11 protein-coding genes are annotated in these 16,898 nt (G+C 72.7%); 7 read left to right on the top strand and 4 right to left on the bottom strand.

Annotated features, from left to right (window positions below; all coding sequences use genetic code 11):
* The first annotated feature begins 200 nt into the window (after positions 1 to 200).
* Genes MNZ29_RS00840 through MNZ29_RS00830 form a run of 3 tightly spaced genes read left to right on the top strand, consistent with a single transcriptional unit; the run spans position 201 to position 7,004 of the window.
* Positions 201 to 1,901 (top strand): AMP-binding protein, encoded by a 1,701-nt coding sequence (locus tag MNZ29_RS00840; protein ID WP_277957193.1) that lies wholly within the window; start codon positions 201 to 203, stop codon positions 1,899 to 1,901.
* Positions 1,902 to 1,903: 2 nt separating this feature from the next.
* The gene (gene icmF / locus MNZ29_RS00835) at positions 1,904 to 5,191 is read left to right on the top strand and encodes a fused isobutyryl-CoA mutase/GTPase IcmF (protein WP_242333168.1); all 3,288 of its coding nucleotides are present in this window, start codon (positions 1,904 to 1,906) and stop codon (positions 5,189 to 5,191) included.
* A gap of 13 nt (positions 5,192 to 5,204) precedes the next feature.
* Positions 5,205 to 7,004 (top strand): acyl-CoA dehydrogenase, encoded by a 1,800-nt coding sequence (locus MNZ29_RS00830; RefSeq protein ID WP_242332923.1) that lies wholly within the window; start codon positions 5,205 to 5,207, stop codon positions 7,002 to 7,004.
* 120 nt (positions 7,005 to 7,124) lie between these two features.
* Here MNZ29_RS00830 and MNZ29_RS00825 read toward each other — a convergent pair whose 3' ends face one another.
* On the bottom strand, positions 7,125 to 8,180 hold the full coding sequence (locus MNZ29_RS00825; protein WP_242332922.1) for an AraC family transcriptional regulator: 1,056 nt from the start codon (positions 8,178 to 8,180) through the stop codon (positions 7,125 to 7,127).
* A 147-nt stretch (positions 8,181 to 8,327) separates the two neighbouring features.
* Here MNZ29_RS00825 and MNZ29_RS00820 point away from each other — a divergent pair, with 147 nt between their 5' ends.
* Both MNZ29_RS00820 and MNZ29_RS00815 read left to right on the top strand, forming a co-directional pair.
* Positions 8,328 to 9,125 carry an electron transfer flavoprotein subunit beta/FixA family protein gene (locus MNZ29_RS00820; RefSeq protein WP_242333166.1) on the top strand — a complete coding sequence of 266 codons (798 nt, stop codon included), beginning with the start codon at positions 8,328 to 8,330 and terminating at the stop codon, positions 9,123 to 9,125.
* 9 nt (positions 9,126 to 9,134) lie between these two features.
* Positions 9,135 to 10,088: an electron transfer flavoprotein subunit alpha/FixB family protein gene (locus MNZ29_RS00815; RefSeq protein WP_242332921.1), complete on the top strand. Its 954-nt coding sequence runs from the start codon at positions 9,135 to 9,137 to the stop codon at positions 10,086 to 10,088.
* 3 nt (positions 10,089 to 10,091) lie between these two features.
* Here MNZ29_RS00815 and MNZ29_RS00810 read toward each other — a convergent pair whose 3' ends face one another.
* Positions 10,092 to 12,527, bottom strand: coding sequence for a GNAT family N-acetyltransferase (locus MNZ29_RS00810; protein ID WP_242332920.1), 2,436 nt, complete (start codon positions 12,525 to 12,527; stop codon positions 10,092 to 10,094).
* A gap of 326 nt (positions 12,528 to 12,853) precedes the next feature.
* Here MNZ29_RS00810 and MNZ29_RS00805 point away from each other — a divergent pair, with 326 nt between their 5' ends.
* Positions 12,854 to 15,259, top strand: a complete 2,406-nt coding sequence (locus tag MNZ29_RS00805) for a catalase (protein WP_242332919.1) — start codon at positions 12,854 to 12,856, stop codon at positions 15,257 to 15,259.
* 94 nt (positions 15,260 to 15,353) lie between these two features.
* On the opposite strand, the gene MNZ29_RS00800 is transcribed toward MNZ29_RS00805, so the two are convergent.
* Both MNZ29_RS00800 and MNZ29_RS00795 read right to left on the bottom strand, forming a co-directional pair.
* The gene (locus MNZ29_RS00800) at positions 15,354 to 15,704 is read right to left on the bottom strand and encodes a DsrE/DsrF/TusD sulfur relay family protein (protein ID WP_242332918.1); all 351 of its coding nucleotides are present in this window, start codon (positions 15,702 to 15,704) and stop codon (positions 15,354 to 15,356) included.
* A 32-nt stretch (positions 15,705 to 15,736) separates the two neighbouring features.
* The gene (locus MNZ29_RS00795; RefSeq protein WP_242332916.1) at positions 15,737 to 16,261 is read right to left on the bottom strand and encodes an OsmC family protein; all 525 of its coding nucleotides are present in this window, start codon (positions 16,259 to 16,261) and stop codon (positions 15,737 to 15,739) included.
* Between the two features lie 412 nt (positions 16,262 to 16,673).
* Between MNZ29_RS00795 and MNZ29_RS24185 the strand changes: the two genes are divergently transcribed.
* A complete protein-coding gene (locus MNZ29_RS24185; RefSeq protein WP_255821288.1) occupies positions 16,674 to 16,808 on the top strand; it encodes a hypothetical protein in 135 nt (44 codons plus the stop codon).
* Positions 16,809 to 16,898: the final 90 nt, after the last annotated feature.

Here is a 16,898-nt window from a genome sequence, read left to right as displayed (position 1 = left end):
GGGCCGTCCCCCTGACGCGCTCGCTCGCTCTCGGTCGGGCCTGGGGGGGCGGCGGCTCCGCCCCGCGATGGACCGGCGCCGCAGGCGGGGTGTGGCAAAAACTGCCAGGTGACACGGCCGGCTCGGGCATCGTCGCCCGGCGTGGCCCGCGCGTACAGTCACGGGCGCGTCCACACCCGATCTACCGAGGTGCGTCCATGATGAGCCCGTCACGGCCCTTCCTCGAAGCGCGAGACTTCCTCCTCGCCCACCGGACCGACTACGAGCAGGCCTACCGGGAGTTCCGGTGGCCGAAGCTCGTTCAGTTCAACTGGGCGCTCGACTATTTCGACGAGCTGGCGAAGGGGAACGACCGCCCGGCGCTGTGGATCGTCGACGAGGGCGGCAAGGAGGTGAAGCTCTCCTTCGCCGAGCTCTCCCGGCGCTCGGGTCAGGTCGCGAACTTCCTCCGCGCGATGGGCGTCCGCCGGGGCGACGCGGTCCTCATGATGCTCGGGAACGTCGTGCCGCTCTGGGAGGTCATGCTCGCCTGCATGAAGCTCGGCGCGGTGATCATCCCCGCCACGACGCTCCTCACCACCGACGACCTGAAGGACCGCTTCGAGCGCGGCAAGGTGCGCCACGTGATCGTCGGCGAGGCGGACACGTCGAAGTTCGACGCGCTGCCCGGCGACTACTCGCGCATCGTCGTGGGGCGCGAGCGCTCCGGCTGGACGAGCTACGAGAGGGCGGGCGGCGCCCTGGCGCAGTTCACGCCGGACGGCCCCACGGCGGCGGACGAGCCGCTGCTCCTCTACTTCACCTCCGGCACGACCGCGAAGCCGAAGCTCGTGCTCCACACGCACACGAGCTATCCGGTCGGTCACCTCTCGACCATGTACTGGATCGGCCTGATGCCGGGCGACGTGCACTACAACGTCAGCTCGCCGGGCTGGGCGAAGCACGCCTGGAGCAACCTCTTCGCGCCGTGGAACGCGGGCGCCACGGTGTTCATCTACAACTACGCGCGGTTCAACGCGAAGGCGATGCTCGACGTCGTCACGCGCTGCGGGGTCACCTCCCTGTGCGCCCCGCCGACCGTGTGGCGGATGCTGATCCAGGAGGACCTCGCGAGCCACCCGGTGAAGCTCCGCGAGCTCGTCGGCGCGGGCGAGCCGCTCAACCCCGAGGTGATCGAGCAGGTCAAGAAGGCCTGGGGGATCGTCATCCGCGACGGCTACGGCCAGACCGAGACCACCTGCCAGATCGGCAACTCACCCGGACAGAAGGTGAAGCCCGGGTCGATGGGCCGGCCGCTGCCGGGCTACCGGGTCGCGCTGCTCGGCGACGGGGAGCAGCCCGCGCGCGAGGGCGAGATCTGCCTCTCGCTGGAGGAGCGCCCGGTCGGGCTCATGACGGGCTACAAGGACGACCCCGCGAAGACCGCGCACCTGCTGCGCAACGGCCACTACCACTGCGGCGACGTCGCCTCGGTGGACGACGAGGGCTACTACACCTACGTCGGCCGGATGGACGACGTGTTCAAGTCGTCCGACTACCGCATCAGCCCCTTCGAGCTCGAGAGCGCGCTCATCGAGCACGAGGCCGTGGCCGAGGCGGCGGTCGTGCCGAGCCCCGACCCGCGCCGCCTCTCCGTCCCGAAGGCGTTCGTCGTGCTGAGGGACGGCTACGAGCCGAGCCGGGAGCTGGCGCTCTCGATCTTCCAGCACATCCGCAAGGTGCTCGCCCCCTACAAGCGCGTCCGCCGGCTCGAGATCGCGGACCTCCCGAAGACCATCTCCGGCAAGATCCGCCGCACCGAGCTCTCCCGCCTCGAGAAGCAGCGGCACGAGTCGCCCGACGCTCGCGGCGAGCGCGAGTTCTTCGAGGAAGACTTCCCCGAGCTGAAGGCGAACCCGTGACCATCGCGACCGGCGAGCTCACGCCCGTCACCGAGGATCGGCCGAAGCACAAGGTCCGCATCGTCACCGCCGCGGCGCTGTTCGACGGCCACGACGCCGCCATCAACATCGTGCGGCGGATCCTCATGGACCGGGGGGCCGAGGTCATCCACCTCGGCCACAACCGCTCGGTCGACGAGATCGTCACGGCGGCGCTGCAGGAGGACGCCCAGGGGATCGCCATCAGCTCGTACCAGGGCGGCCACCTCGAGTTCTTCAAGTACGTGGTGGACTCGCTGCGGCAGCGCGGCGGGGAGGACATCCAGGTGTTCGGCGGCGGCGGCGGCGTCATCGTGCCCGCCGAGATCCGGGAGCTGCACGCGTACGGCGTCGGGCGCATCTACAGCCCCGAGGACGGCCAGCGCATGGGGCTGCCCGGGATGATCGGCGAGATCGTGAAGCGCTGCGACACGGGCCCGTCGCCGCTCGCCCCGAGGACGCTCGACGCCGTCACCGGCCACTCCGACGCCGCCTGGCGGGCCCTCGCGCGGCTCGTCACCGCCCTCGAGAACGGCGACGCGGACCCGAAGCTCGTCATGGCGCTCCACGCCCAGTCGCGCACCCGCCGCGTGCCGGTGGTCGGTGTCACCGGGACGGGCGGCGCGGGGAAGTCGAGCCTCACGGACGAGCTCATCCGGCGGCTGCGCCTCGACCAGGACGACGCGCTGCGCATCGCCGTCGTCAGCATCGACCCGTCGCGGCGGAAGAGCGGCGGCGCGCTGCTCGGCGACCGCATCCGCATGAACGCCATCGGCCCGTGGACGCACGGCCCGCGCGTCTACTTCCGGAGCCTCGCCACCCGGGACACGGGCAGCGAGGTGAGCCGGGGGCTGCCGGACGTGGTCGCCGCCGCGAAGGTCGCCGGGTTCGACCTCGTGATCGTCGAGACCCCCGGCATCGGCCAGGGCGACGCCGCGATCGCGCCGCTCGTCGACGTGCCGCTCTACGTCATGACCCCGGAGTTCGGCGCGGCGAGCCAGCTCGAGAAGATCGACATGCTCGACTTCGCCGAGCTCGTCGCCATCAACAAGTTCGACCGCCGGGGCGCGGCGGACGCCCTGCGCGACGTCTCGAAGCAGGTGCAGCGGAACCGCGGCGCGTTCGATCGCCCGCTCGACGAGATGCCGGTCTTCGGCACCATCGCGAGCCGCTTCAACGACGACGGCGTCACGGCGCTGTACCAGGCGCTCCGCCCGCGCCTGCGCGAGCTGGGCCTTCCGCTCCGCGAGGGCCGGCTGCCCGAGGTCCAGACGCGCCACAGCACGCACCAGATCCCGCTCGTGCCCAGCGGGCGGGTGCGCTACCTCGCCGAGATCGCGGACGGCGTCCGCGGCTACAAGCGCCGCGCGCGCGAGCAGGCGGCGCTCGCGCGGGAGGCGCAGCAACTCCGCGCGGCGCAGCGCATGGTGCGCGCGGCCGATCCGGACCACCCGGCGCCCGCCGAGGCGCTCGAGCCGCTCGCGCAGGCGCGCGAGGCCCGCCTCGATCCCGGGGCGAAGAAGCTGCTCGCGTGCTGGCCCGAGCTCGTGAAGGCGTACGCGGGCGACGAGTACGTCGTGAAGGTCCGCGACCGCGAGGTGCGGACCCGGATCGTCCACACCTCCCTGTCCGGGACGAAGATCCGCAAGGTCGTCCTGCCCCGGTTCGAGGACGACGGCGACCGGCTCGCCTGGCTAATGCTGGAGAACGTGCCGGGCGCCTTCCCCTACACGGCGGGCACGTTCCCGTTCAAGCGCGAGAACGAGGATCCGACCCGCATGTTCGCGGGGGAGGGGGACGCGTTCCGGACCAACCGGCGCTTCAAGCTCGTCTCCCAGGACATGCCCGCGAAGCGGCTGTCCACCGCCTTCGACTCGGTGACGCTGTACGGCTGCGACCCGGACCCGCGCCCCGACATCTACGGGAAGATCGGGAACTCCGGCGTCTCGATCGCGACGCTCGACGACCTGAAGGTGCTGTACTCCGGGTTCGACCTCTGCGACCCCGCGACGTCCGTCAGCATGACGATCAACGGCCCGGCGCCGGCGATCCTGGCGATGTTCATGAACGCCGCCATCGACCAGCAGGTCGAGCGGTTCGCCGCCGAGCACGGGCGGGAGCCGACGGTGGCCGAGGCGGCGGCGCTCCGCGCCCGCGCGCTCTCGAGCGTGCGCGGCACGGTCCAGGCCGACATCCTCAAGGAGGATCAGGGCCAGAACACCTGCATCTTCTCCACCGAGTTCAGCCTGAAGGTGATGGGCGACATCGCCGAGTACTTCGTGCGCCACAAGGTGCGCAACTTCTACTCGGTGAGCATCAGCGGCTACCACATCGCGGAGGCGGGGGCGAACCCGATAAGCCAGCTCGCGTTCACGCTCGCGAACGGCTTCACGTTCGTCGAGGCCTACCTCGCGCGCGGCATGCACATCGACGAGTTCGCGCCGAACCTGAGCTTCTTCTTCAGCAACGGCATGGACCCGGAGTACACGGTGCTCGGCCGCGTGGCGCGCCGCATCTGGGCGGTGGCGATGCGCGACCGGTACGGCGCGAACGAGCGCAGCCAGAAGCTGAAGTACCACATCCAGACCTCGGGCCGGTCGTTGCACGCGCAGGAGATCGCCTTCAACGACATCCGCACGACGCTCCAGGCGCTCGTGGCGATCTACGACAACTGCAACTCGCTCCACACGAACGCCTACGACGAGGCGATCACCACGCCGACGGAGGAGAGCGTCCGCCGGGCGATGGCGATCCAGCTCATCATCAACCGGGAGTGGGGGCTCGCGAAGAACGAGAACCCGAACCAGGGTGCGTTCGTGATCGACGAGCTGACGGAGCTCGTGGAGGAGGCCGTGCTCGCCGAGTTCGAGCGCCTCGCGGACCGCGGGGGCGTGCTCGGCGCGATGGAGACCGGCTACCAGCGCAGCCGGATCCAGGAGGAGAGCATGCACTACGAGATGCTCAAGCACACCGGCGAGTACCCCATCGTCGGCGTGAACACCTTCCGCAACCCGCACGGCGACCCGGTCTCCGACCACATCGAGCTGGCGCGCTCGACGGAGGAGGAGAAGCGCTCCCAGCTCGACCGGCTCCGGGACTTCCACGCGCGCCACGCGGACGAGGCGCCGCTCGCGCTGCGCCGCCTCAGGCAGGCGGTCCTCGAGGGCCGCAACGTCTTCGAGGTCCTGATGGACGCGGTCCGCGTGTGCTCGCTCGGTCAGATCACGGCCGCGCTCTTCGAGGTCGGCGGGCAGTACCGGCGCAACATGTGATTGGAGGTCAGCCATGAAGGAATACACCGCACCCCTCCGCGACATGCAGTTCGTCCTGCGTGAGCTCGCCCCGATCGACGAGGTCGCCCGCCTGCCGGGCTGCGGCGAGGTGAACCTCGAGCTCGCGGAGGCGATCCTCGCCGAGGCCGGGAAGTTCGCCGCCGGGGTCCTCTCGCCCCTCAACGTCGTGGGCGACCGCGAGGGGGCGCGGGTCGTCGCCGACGGCGAGGTCGTCACGGCCACCGGCTGGCGAGGCGCGTACCGCAGCTTCGTGGAGGGGGGCTGGAACGCCCTCTCCTGCAGCCCCGAGTACGGAGGCCAGGGGGTCCCGCGCCTCGTCTCCGCGCTCGTCGAGGAGATGTGGAACGCGGCGAACCTCTCGTTCGCGCTCTGCCCGATGCTCACGCGCGGCGCGATCGAGGCGCTCGAGCTGAAGGGCTCCGAGGAGCTGAAGGGTCGGTACCTGCCGAAGCTCACCTCGGGCGAGTGGGCCGGCACGATGGTGCTCACCGAGCCGCAGGCGGGCTCCGATCTCTCGGCGGTGCGCACCCGCGCCGTGCGGCAGCCGGACGGCAGCTACCGCCTCGAGGGGCAGAAGATCTTCATCACCTACGGCGAGCACGATCTCGCCGAGAACATCGTCCACCTGGTCCTCGCCCGGACGCCCGACGCCCCCGAGGGCGTCAAGGGCATCTCGCTGTTCGTGGTGCCGAAGTTCCTCGTGAACGCCGACGGCAGCCTCGGCGCGAGGAACGACGTCCGCTGCGTGTCGCTCGAGCACAAGCTCGGCATCCACGCGAGCCCCACCGCCGTCCTCGCCTTCGGCGACAAGGACGGCGCGGTCGGGTGGCTCGTCGGCGAGGAGAACCGCGGCCTCGAGTACATGTTCATCACCATGAACGCGGCCCGGTTCTCGGTGGGCCTGGAGGGCGTCGGCATCGCGGAGCGCGCCTACCAGCTCGCGCTCGCCTGCGCGCGGGAGCGCCTCCAGGGGACGGAGCTCGGCACGCGGAGCAAGGAGAAGGTGGCGATCCTCCGCCACCCGGACGTCCGCCGGATGCTCCTGCTCATGAAGTCGCGGACCGAGGCCATGCGCGCCGTCGCTTGCGTCACGGCGGCGGCGATGGACACGGCGCGCTGCCACCCCGAGGCGGAGCAGCGCGCGCGCAGCCAGGCGTTCGTCGAGCTCATGATCCCGATCGTGAAGGCCTGGAGCACCGACAACGCGATCGACATCGCGTCGCTCGGGATCCAGGTCCACGGCGGCATGGGCTTCATCGAGGAGACCGGGGCGGCGCAGCTCTTCCGCGACTCCCGGATCACCTCGATCTACGAGGGCACGAACGGCATCCAGGCCATCGACCTCGTCGGCCGGAAGGTCGCGCGCGACGGCGGAGAGACGATCCGCCGGGTGATGGCCGAGATGCGCGAGGTCGTGACGCGGCTCGAGCAGGAGAAGAGCGAGACGCTCTCCGCGATCGCGGCGCGGCTGCGCGACGGCGTCACCGCCCTGGAGCAGGCGGTGCAGTTCGTGGTCGCCACGTTCGGACCCGACGTGCGCCGCGCCGCCGCCGGCGCCGTGCCGTTCCTCGAGCTCTTCGGCACCGTCGCGGGCGGCTGGCAGATGGCCCGCGCCGCCCTCGCGGCGCACCGGCACCTCGAGGCGGGCACCGGCGAGGCCGGCTTCCTCCGTGCCAAGATCTCGACGGCCCGCTTCTACGCCGACCACGTGCTCGTGCGCGGCGGTGGGCTCGCGCGGACCGTCGTCGCCGACGCCGACGCGGTGCTCGCCCTCCCGGACGACCAGTTCTGACGGCCGTCGCTCGCTCGGGCCGAGCCCGCCGCAGGCAGCGTGCGCCGCGGCAGGGCTCGGCCCGAGCGGATGTTGCACCGGGGGGGGCGGCGGCGCGCCTGAGCGCGGGCGGGCCCGGACTCAGCCGCGGGCAGAGGCGGGCGCGGACGGCGCGTCGTCGGAGCGCGGCGCGAGCTCGGCCTGGCGCCGGCGGTACTCGCCCGGCTGCACCCCGCTCCAGCGCTTGAACGCGCGGTGGAACGCGCTCGTCTCCTGGAAGCCGAGCGTGGCGGCGATCTCGGCGACGCTCAGGCGGGTGCCGCACAGGTGATGGACGGCCGCGTCCCGCCGCAGCTCGTCCTTGATGCCCTGGTAGCTCGTCCCCTCCGCGTCGAGCCGGCGGCGGAGGGTCGTCGGCGCGACGTGGAACTCGCGCGCGACGTCCTCGAGCCGGGGCCACTCCAGCTGGCCGATGCTCCGGCGGAGCCGGCGGCGCAGGCGCGCCGTCCAGCTCTCCTCGTTCGTGTACTTGAGGAACACCGACTGCGGCGCCGTGCGCAGGAAGGTCTTCAGGCTGCTCGCGGTCTGACGGATCGGCAGCGCGAGGAGCTGCGCATCGAACCGGATGGCCGTGCGCTCCGCGTCGAACCGCAGCCGCTGCGAGTACATGACCGTGTACTCCTGGGCGTAGGGGGGACGCGGGTGCGCGAACTCCGCCGTCGTGAGCGGGATGCGCCGTCCCGCGAGCCAGCACATCAGCCCGTGGACCATGATGAGGAACGTCTCGTCCGCGAAGCGGCGGGCGGAGGCGTCCGCGATGCCGTTCGTCACGACGACGACCGCGTCCCGCCCCTCGACGCGCAGCTCGGCGCGGACGTCGTCCAGGAACACCGCGAACCCTCTCAGCATCCGCCGCAGCGCCCGCTCGAGCGTCCCGGCGTGCAGGACCGCGTGGCACAGCAGGGCGAAGCTGCCGCACTTCATCCGCCGGCGATCGAGGCCGAAGAACTCGTCGTCGAGCTCGCGGTTCACGGCGAGCCAGAGGGCGGAGAAGGACTCGGCCGGCACCCGCGCATGGGGCGTCGCGAGGAGGTCGGCGGGGATGCCGGCGGACGCGAGGACCCGCGCGCGCGCGTCGCCGGAGAGCCCGGCGACGGCGGCGCCGACGAAGTGCATCGAGACGGTGTGCTTTTGCATCGCTCTCGGGCCGGTTCGGGGGCCCCGATGGTACAGCGCCCCTGCGCCGACTGGCAAAAACCGCCAGCCGGCGCGGCGCGCCGGGCATCGCGCCCGCCGTCCGCGGCTGCGTAGAGTCGAAAGGAGCGAGGGAGGGACGGCATGCCGCTGAAGCTGCTGGTCACCGCGAAGCGCGTCGAGGATCCGGAGTCACGGATCCAGGTCAAGCCGGACGGCACGGGGATCGTGACCGAGGGCGTGAACTACAAGCTGAACCCCTTCGACGAGATCGCCGTCGAGGAGGCGCTGCGGCTCGAGGAGCAGCACGGGGGCGAGGTCGTCGTCGTCTCCATCGGCGGGGCGCGGGCGGTGACCGAGCTCCGCGCCGCGCTCGCGATGGGGGCGGACCGCGGGATCCACGTCCGGCACGACGGCCCCCTCGACCCGGTCGTCGTGTCCGCCCTCCTCGCGAAGGTGTTCGAGCAGGAGAAGCCCGACCTCGCCATCCTGGGGAAGCAGTCCATCGACGACGACCAGAACCAGGCCGGCCAGTACCTCGCGGAGCGGCTCGGGCTGGGGCAGGCGACCTTCGCCTCCAAGCACGACAGCCTGGAGAGCGAGGCGGAGCAGAAGCGGCTGCCCGGCCTCGCCGTGTCCGCCGACGGGACGCGCGTGACCGTCGTGCGCGAGGTCGACGGGGGCGTCGAGACGCTGGAGGTCCGGCTCCCGGCGGTCGTCACGACGGACCTCAGGCTCAACAAGCCGCGGTTCGCGTCGCTCCCGGGGATCATGAAGGCGAAGAAGAAGGAGATCCGCGAGATCCCGGCCGCCTCGCTCGGCGTGGACCTCACGCCGAAGGTGGCCGTGAGGAAGCTCGCGGCGCCGCCCGCCCGCAAGGGCGGCGTGAAGGTCGCGGACGTGGACGAGCTCGTCCGGAAGCTCCGCGACGAGGCGAAGGCGGTCTAGGGGGACCACATGGCGAACGTGCTCATCGTGGCGGAGCAGCACGCGGGACACCTCCGGAAGGCGTCCCTCCACGCGCTCTCGGCCGGGCGCGAGCTGGCGAGGCGGACCGGGGGCAGGCTCGCCGCCGCGCTCCTCGGGAGCGGCATCGACGCGGCCGCGGCGGAGCTCGCCGCGCACGGCGTCGAGGTGCACGTCGCGGACGCGGCCGTGCTCGAGCACCCCCTCGCGGAGGCGTGGGCGCCGGTCGTGGCCGACCTCGCGCGGGCGACCGGGTCGACCCTCGTCGGCGCCGCCGCCACCGCCGTCGCGAAGGACGTGCTGCCGCGCGTCGCGGCGAGGCTCGAGGCCGGCATGGCGACGGAGGTCGTCGGGTTCGGCGGAGAGGGGAGCGACCTCACGTTCCGGCGGCCGATGTGGGCGGGGAACGTGCTCGCCGAGGTGGAGATCACGACGCCCGTGAAGGTGTTCACGGTGCGCCCCACGGAGTTCGCGGCGGCGCCGAGGGAAGGGCAGGGCGAGCTCCGGCGGGCGCCGGTCGCGGTCGACGCCGCGAGCCTCCGGACCCGGCACCTCGGCTTCGTGGAGGTGAAGAGCGCGCGGCCCGAGCTGACGGAGGCGCGCACGATCGTCGCGGGCGGCCGCGGCACGAAGGGCGACTTCAGGCCGGTCGAGGCGCTCGCGGACGCGCTCGGCGCCGCGGTCGGCGCGACCCGCGCCGCGGTCGACGCCGGGTGGGTGCCCAACGACTGGCAGGTCGGGCAGACCGGGAAGGTGGTCGCGCCGGAGCTCTACGTGGCGGCCGGCATCTCCGGCGCGATCCAGCACCTCGCGGGCATGAAGGGGTCGCGGGTGATCGTGGCGGTGAACAAGGACCCCGACGCGCCCATCTTCCAGATCGCGGACTACGGCCTCGTCGCCGACCTCTTCCCCGCGCTGCCGGAGCTGCAGGCGAAGCTGAGGTGATCGCTACGCGCCCGTCAGGCTCATCTCGATGAGGCAGAGGTCGGGGCTCTCGGGGTCCCGGCGGATCGAGAACCCCACCCGCGCCATCAGCTCGAGCGCGGTGGTGTTCTCGTGCAGCACCTCGCCCTCGAGGCGGAGGATCCCCCGCGCGCGCGCCGCCGCGATGAGCATCCGGAGCAGCCGCGCGCCGATCCCCTTCCCCTGCCACGCGTCGGCGACCACGATCGCGACGTGGGCGGTCTCGGGGTCCGCCTTGATGAAGCGCGCCACCGCGATCTGCGTCTCCTTCCCCTCGCGCTCGACCAGGGCGACGAGCGCGAGCTCGCGGTCGTAGTCGATCTGCGTGAACCGGATGAGCATCTCCCGGGTGAGCTCCTTCAGCGCGATCATGAAGCGGAAGTGGCGCGCGTTGTCGGAGAGGTTGCGCACGAAGCTCGCCTCCATCTCCGCGTCCTCCGGCCGGATGGGCCGCACCGAGACCGTGACGCCTCCGGGGAGCTGCCAGCGCGCGCCGACGTCCGTCGGGTACGGGTGGATCGCCATGTGCCCGTACCGCCCCGCCTCCGGGAGGGCGGGCGCGATGGAGGTCCGCGCGCCGGACGCGTAGACGTCGTCGTCCGCCACGACGAGGGGCGAGATCTCGAGCTCACGCAGCTCGGGCAGCTCGCTCACGATCGCGGACACCGCCCAGAGCGTGCGCTCGAACGCGGCGACCTCCCGCGCGGTCATCCCGCCGGCGGCGGTGAACACGGAGGCGATGCGGCTCGTCCGCACGAGGGTCTGGATGATGGCCGTGTCGAGGGGCGGGAGCGCGACGACCGCCTCGCCGGCGAGCCCGGAGGGTCCCCCCCGGCCGAAGCGGATCACCGGCCCGAAGACCGCGTCGCGGGCGACGCCGACGTACAGCTCGGTCCCGCTCACCCGCTGCCCGGCGGAGTCGCGATCGCGGATGCCGATGGCCGCGAGGAGCCGGCGCAGCTCCGCGCCGGTGAGCCGGTCGCGCCCGCGCGCGAGCGCCGCCTGCACGATCTCCCGGGCGCGGTCGAGGTGCGGGATCGCGTCGGGGGCGAGCGGGCCGGGCACCTGCCGGAGCAGGCGCTGGTTGCGCGCGTGGCTCGCGAGGAGCGCGAACCCGTCCACCGCCGCCTCCGGCGAGGAGAAGTCCGGGACGCCCGCCTCGAGGAAGCGCGCGTGGGCGCTCCGCACGAGCTCCTCGCCCATCCAGCAGGCCACGATCGGCTTCGAGCGGCCCTGGCTCGCCGCGACGACCGCGTCGGCCGCGCCCGCCGGCTGCGCGCGCGCGAGCGGGGCGAGCATGGCGAGCACCGCGTCGACGTCGGGATCGGCGAGGCAGCGCTCCACCGCGATCCGGTAGCGCGCGGGATCGGCGTCGTCGAGGAGGTCGAGCGGGTTCGAGCGGGAGCACGCCGCCGGCAGGAGCGCGTCGAGCTCCCGCCAGGTCGCGTCGGCGAGCGGCGGGACGACCACGCCGAGCTCGGCGGCGCGATCGGCGGCGAGCAGGCCGGGCCCGCGGGCGTTCGTGACGACGGCGAGCCGGTTGCCGCTCACGGGGCGCGGGGTCCCGAGGAGCCGCGCGGCGGCGAACATCTGGTCCATCGAGCCGACCCGCACGGCGCCGGCGCGCGCGAGCGCGGCGTCGAAGGCGTCGTCCGACGACGCGCTGCCCGCCCCCGCGCCGTGGCGACCCGCCTTCACCACCACGACGGGCTTGAGGCGCGCGGCGAGGCGCAGGCCGCTCAGGAACGCGCGCGCGGAGCGGATCGTCTCGAGGTAGAGGAGGATGCTCTTCGTGGCGCGGTCGAGCGCGAGGTACTCGAGCACCTCGCCGAAGTCGACGTCGAGCGCGTCCCCGAGCGACACCACCGCCGAGAACCCGACCCGGTGCGCCGCCGCCCAGTCGAGCGCGGTGGCGCAGATCGCGCCGGACTGCGAGACGAGCCCGATGGACCCGGGAGACGCGCCCCCGTTCGTGAGGGTCGCGTTGAGCCGCGCGGCCGGCCGGATGAGGCCGACGCTGTTCGGCCCGAGGAGCCGCAGACCGCCTCGCGCGGCCTCCGCGAGGAGCGCGCGGACCGCGCCCGCGTCGAGCGCCGCGCGGCCGGTCGCGCCCGACGCCGGGGGAGCGATCACGGCCCCGCCGACGCGGCGCGCCGCGCACGCGCGCACCACCTCGGGAAGCGATGCGGCGGGCGAGGCCACGATGGCGAGGTCGATCTCGCCCTCCACCTCGGCGAGCGAGGCGCAGCGCCGCACGCCGGCCGGGCACTCCGCCGGCTCGCCGATGACGTGGACCGGCCCCGCGAACCCGCCCGCGACCACGTTCCGGAGGATGCGATGGCCGGCCGACTCCTGGCCGTCGGCCCCGAACACCGCGATGGCGCGGGGAGCGAAGACACGTTCGAACGGGTGGGGGCGCACGCTCCCGCGATGCTACCTCCGACGGCGCCGCCGCGGCGGGCCAGATCTCGGGGGCGTGGCCAACACCCCTTCGAAGGCGGGCTCGCGCCCTCGACGCAGCCTGTCTCCCCGAGGTGCAAAGCGAAGCTGCGCTCCGTGCCTCGCCGGGCGAGGTGGCGGCGGGGGCCGCTCCGCGGCACACCGCCGCGGCGACTGCGCGCCCGTGGTGGCGTCGGCGCTACCGCCGCGGGGGTGGCGGACCGAAGTTGAGGACACCGCACGCGCAGTCGCCGCCCCGGCCCCGGGCGCCAGCTGCCGAGCGGGACCCGCACCCGGGAGTACCGCGCATGGCCGCCAAGCCGAGGAAGCCGTCCCCGCCGCCGAAGAAGTCCACCGCCAAGGCGTCCGCCCGCTCCACGGTGAGCGGGTCACGGCGAGGAACCTCCGCTGCCAGAGCGGACGACGCGCTCGCCGCGAAGCTGGCCGCGACCGACGCGCTCGCCGCCGCCATGCCGTTCAACGCCAACAAGAAGGCCGAGCACGGCGCCCTCGCGCGCAATCCGCCGGAGGGCGCGCACGTGCCGCCGGGGGACGTGGCCGCGACCGGCAGCACGCTCAGCGAGGCGGTCTCGTCCGCCAAGGTGGGGCGGGGCAAGCCGCAGGAGAGACTCGGCGTCAATCCAGGCAACCTGCCGCTCGACCGCGTCCGGGTGGACTCCACCGACCGGGGACTCACCACCAACCAGGGCGTTCCGATCGCCGACGACCAGAGCTCGCTCAAGGCGGGGCTGCGCGGCCCCACGCTCATGGAGGACTTCATCCTCCGCGAGAAGATCACGCACTTCGACCACGAGCGGATCCCCGAGCGCATCGTGCACGCGCGAGGCTCGGCCGCGCACGGGTTCTTCGAGTGCACCGAGGCCCTCACCGAGGTCACCCGGGCGTCGTTCCTGGCGGAGGAGGGCAAGCGCACCCCGGTCTTCGTGCGCTTCTCGACGGTCGCGGGGGAGCGCGGCTCGGCGGACCTCGCCCGCGACGTGCGCGGGTTCGCCGTGAAGTTCTACACGGACGAGGGGAACTTCGATCTGGTCGGCAACAACATGCCGGTGTTCTTCATCCAGGACGCGATCAAGTTCCCGGACTTCGTCCACGCGGTGAAGCCCGAGCCTCACCACGGCATGCCGCAGGCGGCGAGCGCGCACGACACGTTCTGGGACTTCGTGTCGCTCATGCCCGAGTCGACGCACATGCTCCTCTGGGTCATGAGCGACCGCGCGCTGCCGCGGAGCTACTCCATGATGCAGGGCTTCGGCGTGCACACGTTCCGGTTCGTCAACGCCGCGGGCGAGTCACGGTTCGTGAAGTTCCACTGGAGCCCGGTGCGCGGGACCCACTCCCTCGACTGGGACGAGTGCGTGAAGATCAACGGGGCCGATCCCGACTACCACCGCCGGGACCTGTGGGAGTCCATCGAGGCGGGGCAGTTCCCCGAGTGGCAGCTGGGCGTCCAGCTCTTCACGGAGGAGGAGGCCGCCCGGTTCTCGTTCGACGTCCTCGACCCGACCAAGATCGTCCCGGAGGAGCTCGTGCCCGTGCGCCCGGTGGGGCGGCTCGTGCTGAACCGGAACCCGGACAACTTCTTCGCCGAGACGGAGCAGGTCGCCTTCTGCGCGGCGCACGTCGTGCCCGGGATCGACTTCTCGAACGATCCCCTCCTCGCCGGCCGCATCCACTCGTACGTCGACACGCAGATCTCGCGCCTGGGCGGGCCGAACTTCCACGAGATCCCCATCAACGCCCCGGTGGCGCAGGTGCACAACGGTCAGCGCGATGGGATGCACCGGCAGGCGATCCACCGGGGGCGCGTGGCGTACGAGCCCAACTCGCTCGCCGGCGGCTGCCCGTTCCAGGTCGGCGCCGCGGCGGGCTTCACCTCGTTCCCCGATCCGACCCCGGAGGACAAGGTGCGCGGCAAGCCCGAGAAGTTCGCCGACCACTACACGCAGGCCACGCTGTTCTGGGAGAGCCAGTCCGAGATGGAGCAGGCGCACATCGTGCGGGCCTTCCGGTTCGAGCTCACGAAGGTGCAGACGCCGGCGGTGCGGGAGCGCGTGGTCGCGCAGCTCGCGAACGTGAGCGACGCGCTCGCCCGGGCGGTGGCGGACGGCCTCGGGATCGAGGTGCCGGACCCGCTGCCGCCGTCGGGGAGGGCCGCCAAGCCCGAGGTGACGAGGTCGCCGGCGCTCTCCCTCCTCGCGCGCCCCGGCCGTGGCGACGTCGCAGGCCGGAAGGTCGCCATCCTGGTCGCGCCCGGGGTAGACGGCGAGGGCGCGCTCTCCGTGCACCGCGCGCTCACGCGGGCGGGCGCGGTGCCGCGGGTGGTGGCGGCCCGGCTCGGGCCGGTGGAGAGCGCCACGGGCGACGCGCTCGATCCCGACGCGACGCTCGAGACCATGCCCTCCTGCCTGTTCGACGCGGTGGTGGTGCCGGACGGCGAGGCCTCCGCGGCCGCGCTGGCGGCGCTGGGGCAGGCGGTCGAGTTCGTGAAGGATCAGTACCGCCACTGCAAGACCCTCCTCGTGCTCGGCGCCGGTCAGAAGCTCCTCGAGAAGGCGGGCCTGCCGCTCGACGCGGGCGATCCGGCGCTGATCGTCGTGCCGGCCGGCAAGGTCGAGGCGGGGACGAAGGCCTTCCTGCAGGCGGTCGCGAGGCACCGCAACTGGGATCGTGCCCAGGACCCGCCTCCCGTGTAGCCGCGCTCGAGCGCCCGGGTGAGCGGCGAGCGGCCCCGCGAGGCGGGGGCCGCTCCGCAAGGTCGCGGTGGCGTGGCGCGACGGCGCGGGACGCTCAGAACACGAGGACCTTGCCCGCCGCCACGGTGAGCTGGGTCAGCTCGTCGAGGGAGCTGCGCTTCGCCCCCTCGACCACCTCGGGCTCCTTCAAGCCGCGGGCGTCCATGCAGCTCCCGCACAGCAGCACGCGTCCGCGCCGCAGCACCGGCTTCAGCATCCGCTCCAGGTTGTAGTAGCCGTTCGGCGTCGTCTGCCCGGCCTTGGCGCAGGCGACCGCGTCGCCCATGAGGAAGACGTCCACCTCGACGTCTTCATGCTTCGTCAGGAGGTTTCCGGCGAGCCGCAAGCCGTTGTAGCTGCGCTCGGTGCCGTAGGGCGGGTCGTTCAGGATGATCAGGAATCTCATGGCTCTTCGATCCGGGAGGGTGGAGGCGACGGTCACGCGCGCTCGACGCGGGTCTCCAGCGGGACCGCGTGCGCGACGGTGAAGGCGAACGGGCAGCCCTCACGCGCGGCCTGCGCCCAGCGGGCGAGCCGCGCGTCGTCGACGTCGGCGGCCACCGAGACGCGCACGGACACGCGCTCGACCAGCGGAGCCTCGCCGAGGCCCAGGACCCGGGACGTGTCCACGGCGTTCTCCGCGACCGTCTTGACGTCCCGGAGCTCCACGCCCTCCAGGGAGGCGATCATCACGAGCGTGGCCGTGTAGCAGGCGGCGAGCCCGAAGAGCATGTACTGCAGGGGATCCGGGGCGAGGCCGGCGCCGCCGAACGGTACCGCCATGTCCGCCTGGAGGAACGAGGCGCGATCACCGTGCGCGACGGTCGCGGAGAACTGGGGGGAGCCGTCGCGGGAGCTCCACGTCCCCTCGACCCGCTTCGTCAGCTTCGCCGCGCCCCGATCGACCTTCGCGCGCTCCGCGAGCGCGCCCACGGCGGCGAGGTTCACGTTGTTCCGCTTCATGCATTCTCCTCGATGACGCCGCGCCGCAGGGAGGGCGCGGTGCGACGCTTCCGGGCGTCTATTCAAGAACTAACTTGAATAATGAAGCAAACCCGCTCTCCGCTGTCAACGGGCGCCTCCGCGATCGCCGGCGACCCGGGCTCGCCCGAGGCGGGGGCTGCGCGCCCGAACGGCCATGGGGACCCCCGCGGCGAGCCGATCACGCTCCTCGACGCGCCGGGGATGCGCGCTCGCATGCAGCCGCCGAGCCGTCCGTCGAGCGTTCGCTCCCCGAAATGCGGTGCGGCGCGATGCCTCCTCGCAGTTCGGGCCGGCGCAGCGCCATCGTCTCCACATGGTGGCGCGAACGAAAGCTGGTCTCTCGGCGCATCTGCAGTTTCGCCGCGCGACGCTCGCCGGCGCGGCCGAATGGATGTTCGCCGCCCTGCTGGTCCACGTGGACGGTTGCCCGCTCTGCAAGTGCCAGACGTGCAACGACGCGACCCACGAGTCGGTGAGGGCGGTCCGCGAGGCGCTGCGGCGGGACCGACTCGAGCAAGAGGGGTGAGCGGCGACCGCCGTTCGCGTCCGCTCGGGAGCTCGACCCGGTCTTCCGTCGTCACGGAAGGGACCGCCGAGGTCGCTCCTTCGCGCGGCC

Origin of the sequence: Anaeromyxobacter sp. SG64 (genome assembly GCF_022690745.1) — a bacterium.
In the GTDB taxonomy this organism is placed as follows: Bacteria; Myxococcota; Myxococcia; order Myxococcales; family Anaeromyxobacteraceae; genus Anaeromyxobacter; species Anaeromyxobacter soli.
The sequence above is the reverse complement of the archived record's forward strand: the minus strand, read 5'-3'. Positions and strand labels throughout refer to the sequence as shown.

Coding starts and splice junctions, on each gene's coding strand:
- MNZ29_RS00840 (WP_277957193.1), top strand. CDS start 201: ATGAGCCCGTCACGGCCCTTCCTCGAAGCGCGAGACTTCCTCCTCGCC.
- MNZ29_RS00830 (WP_242332923.1), top strand. CDS start 5,205: ATGAAGGAATACACCGCACCCCTCCGCGACATGCAGTTCGTCCTGCGT.
- MNZ29_RS00825 (WP_242332922.1), bottom strand. CDS start 8,180: ATGCAAAAGCACACCGTCTCGATGCACTTCGTCGGCGCCGCCGTCGCC.
- MNZ29_RS00815 (WP_242332921.1), top strand. CDS start 9,135: ATGGCGAACGTGCTCATCGTGGCGGAGCAGCACGCGGGACACCTCCGG.
- MNZ29_RS00805 (WP_242332919.1), top strand. CDS start 12,854: ATGGCCGCCAAGCCGAGGAAGCCGTCCCCGCCGCCGAAGAAGTCCACC.
- MNZ29_RS00800 (WP_242332918.1), bottom strand. CDS start 15,704: ATGAGATTCCTGATCATCCTGAACGACCCGCCCTACGGCACCGAGCGC.
- MNZ29_RS00795 (WP_242332916.1), bottom strand. CDS start 16,261: ATGAAGCGGAACAACGTGAACCTCGCCGCCGTGGGCGCGCTCGCGGAG.
- MNZ29_RS24185 (WP_255821288.1), top strand. CDS start 16,674: ATGTTCGCCGCCCTGCTGGTCCACGTGGACGGTTGCCCGCTCTGCAAG.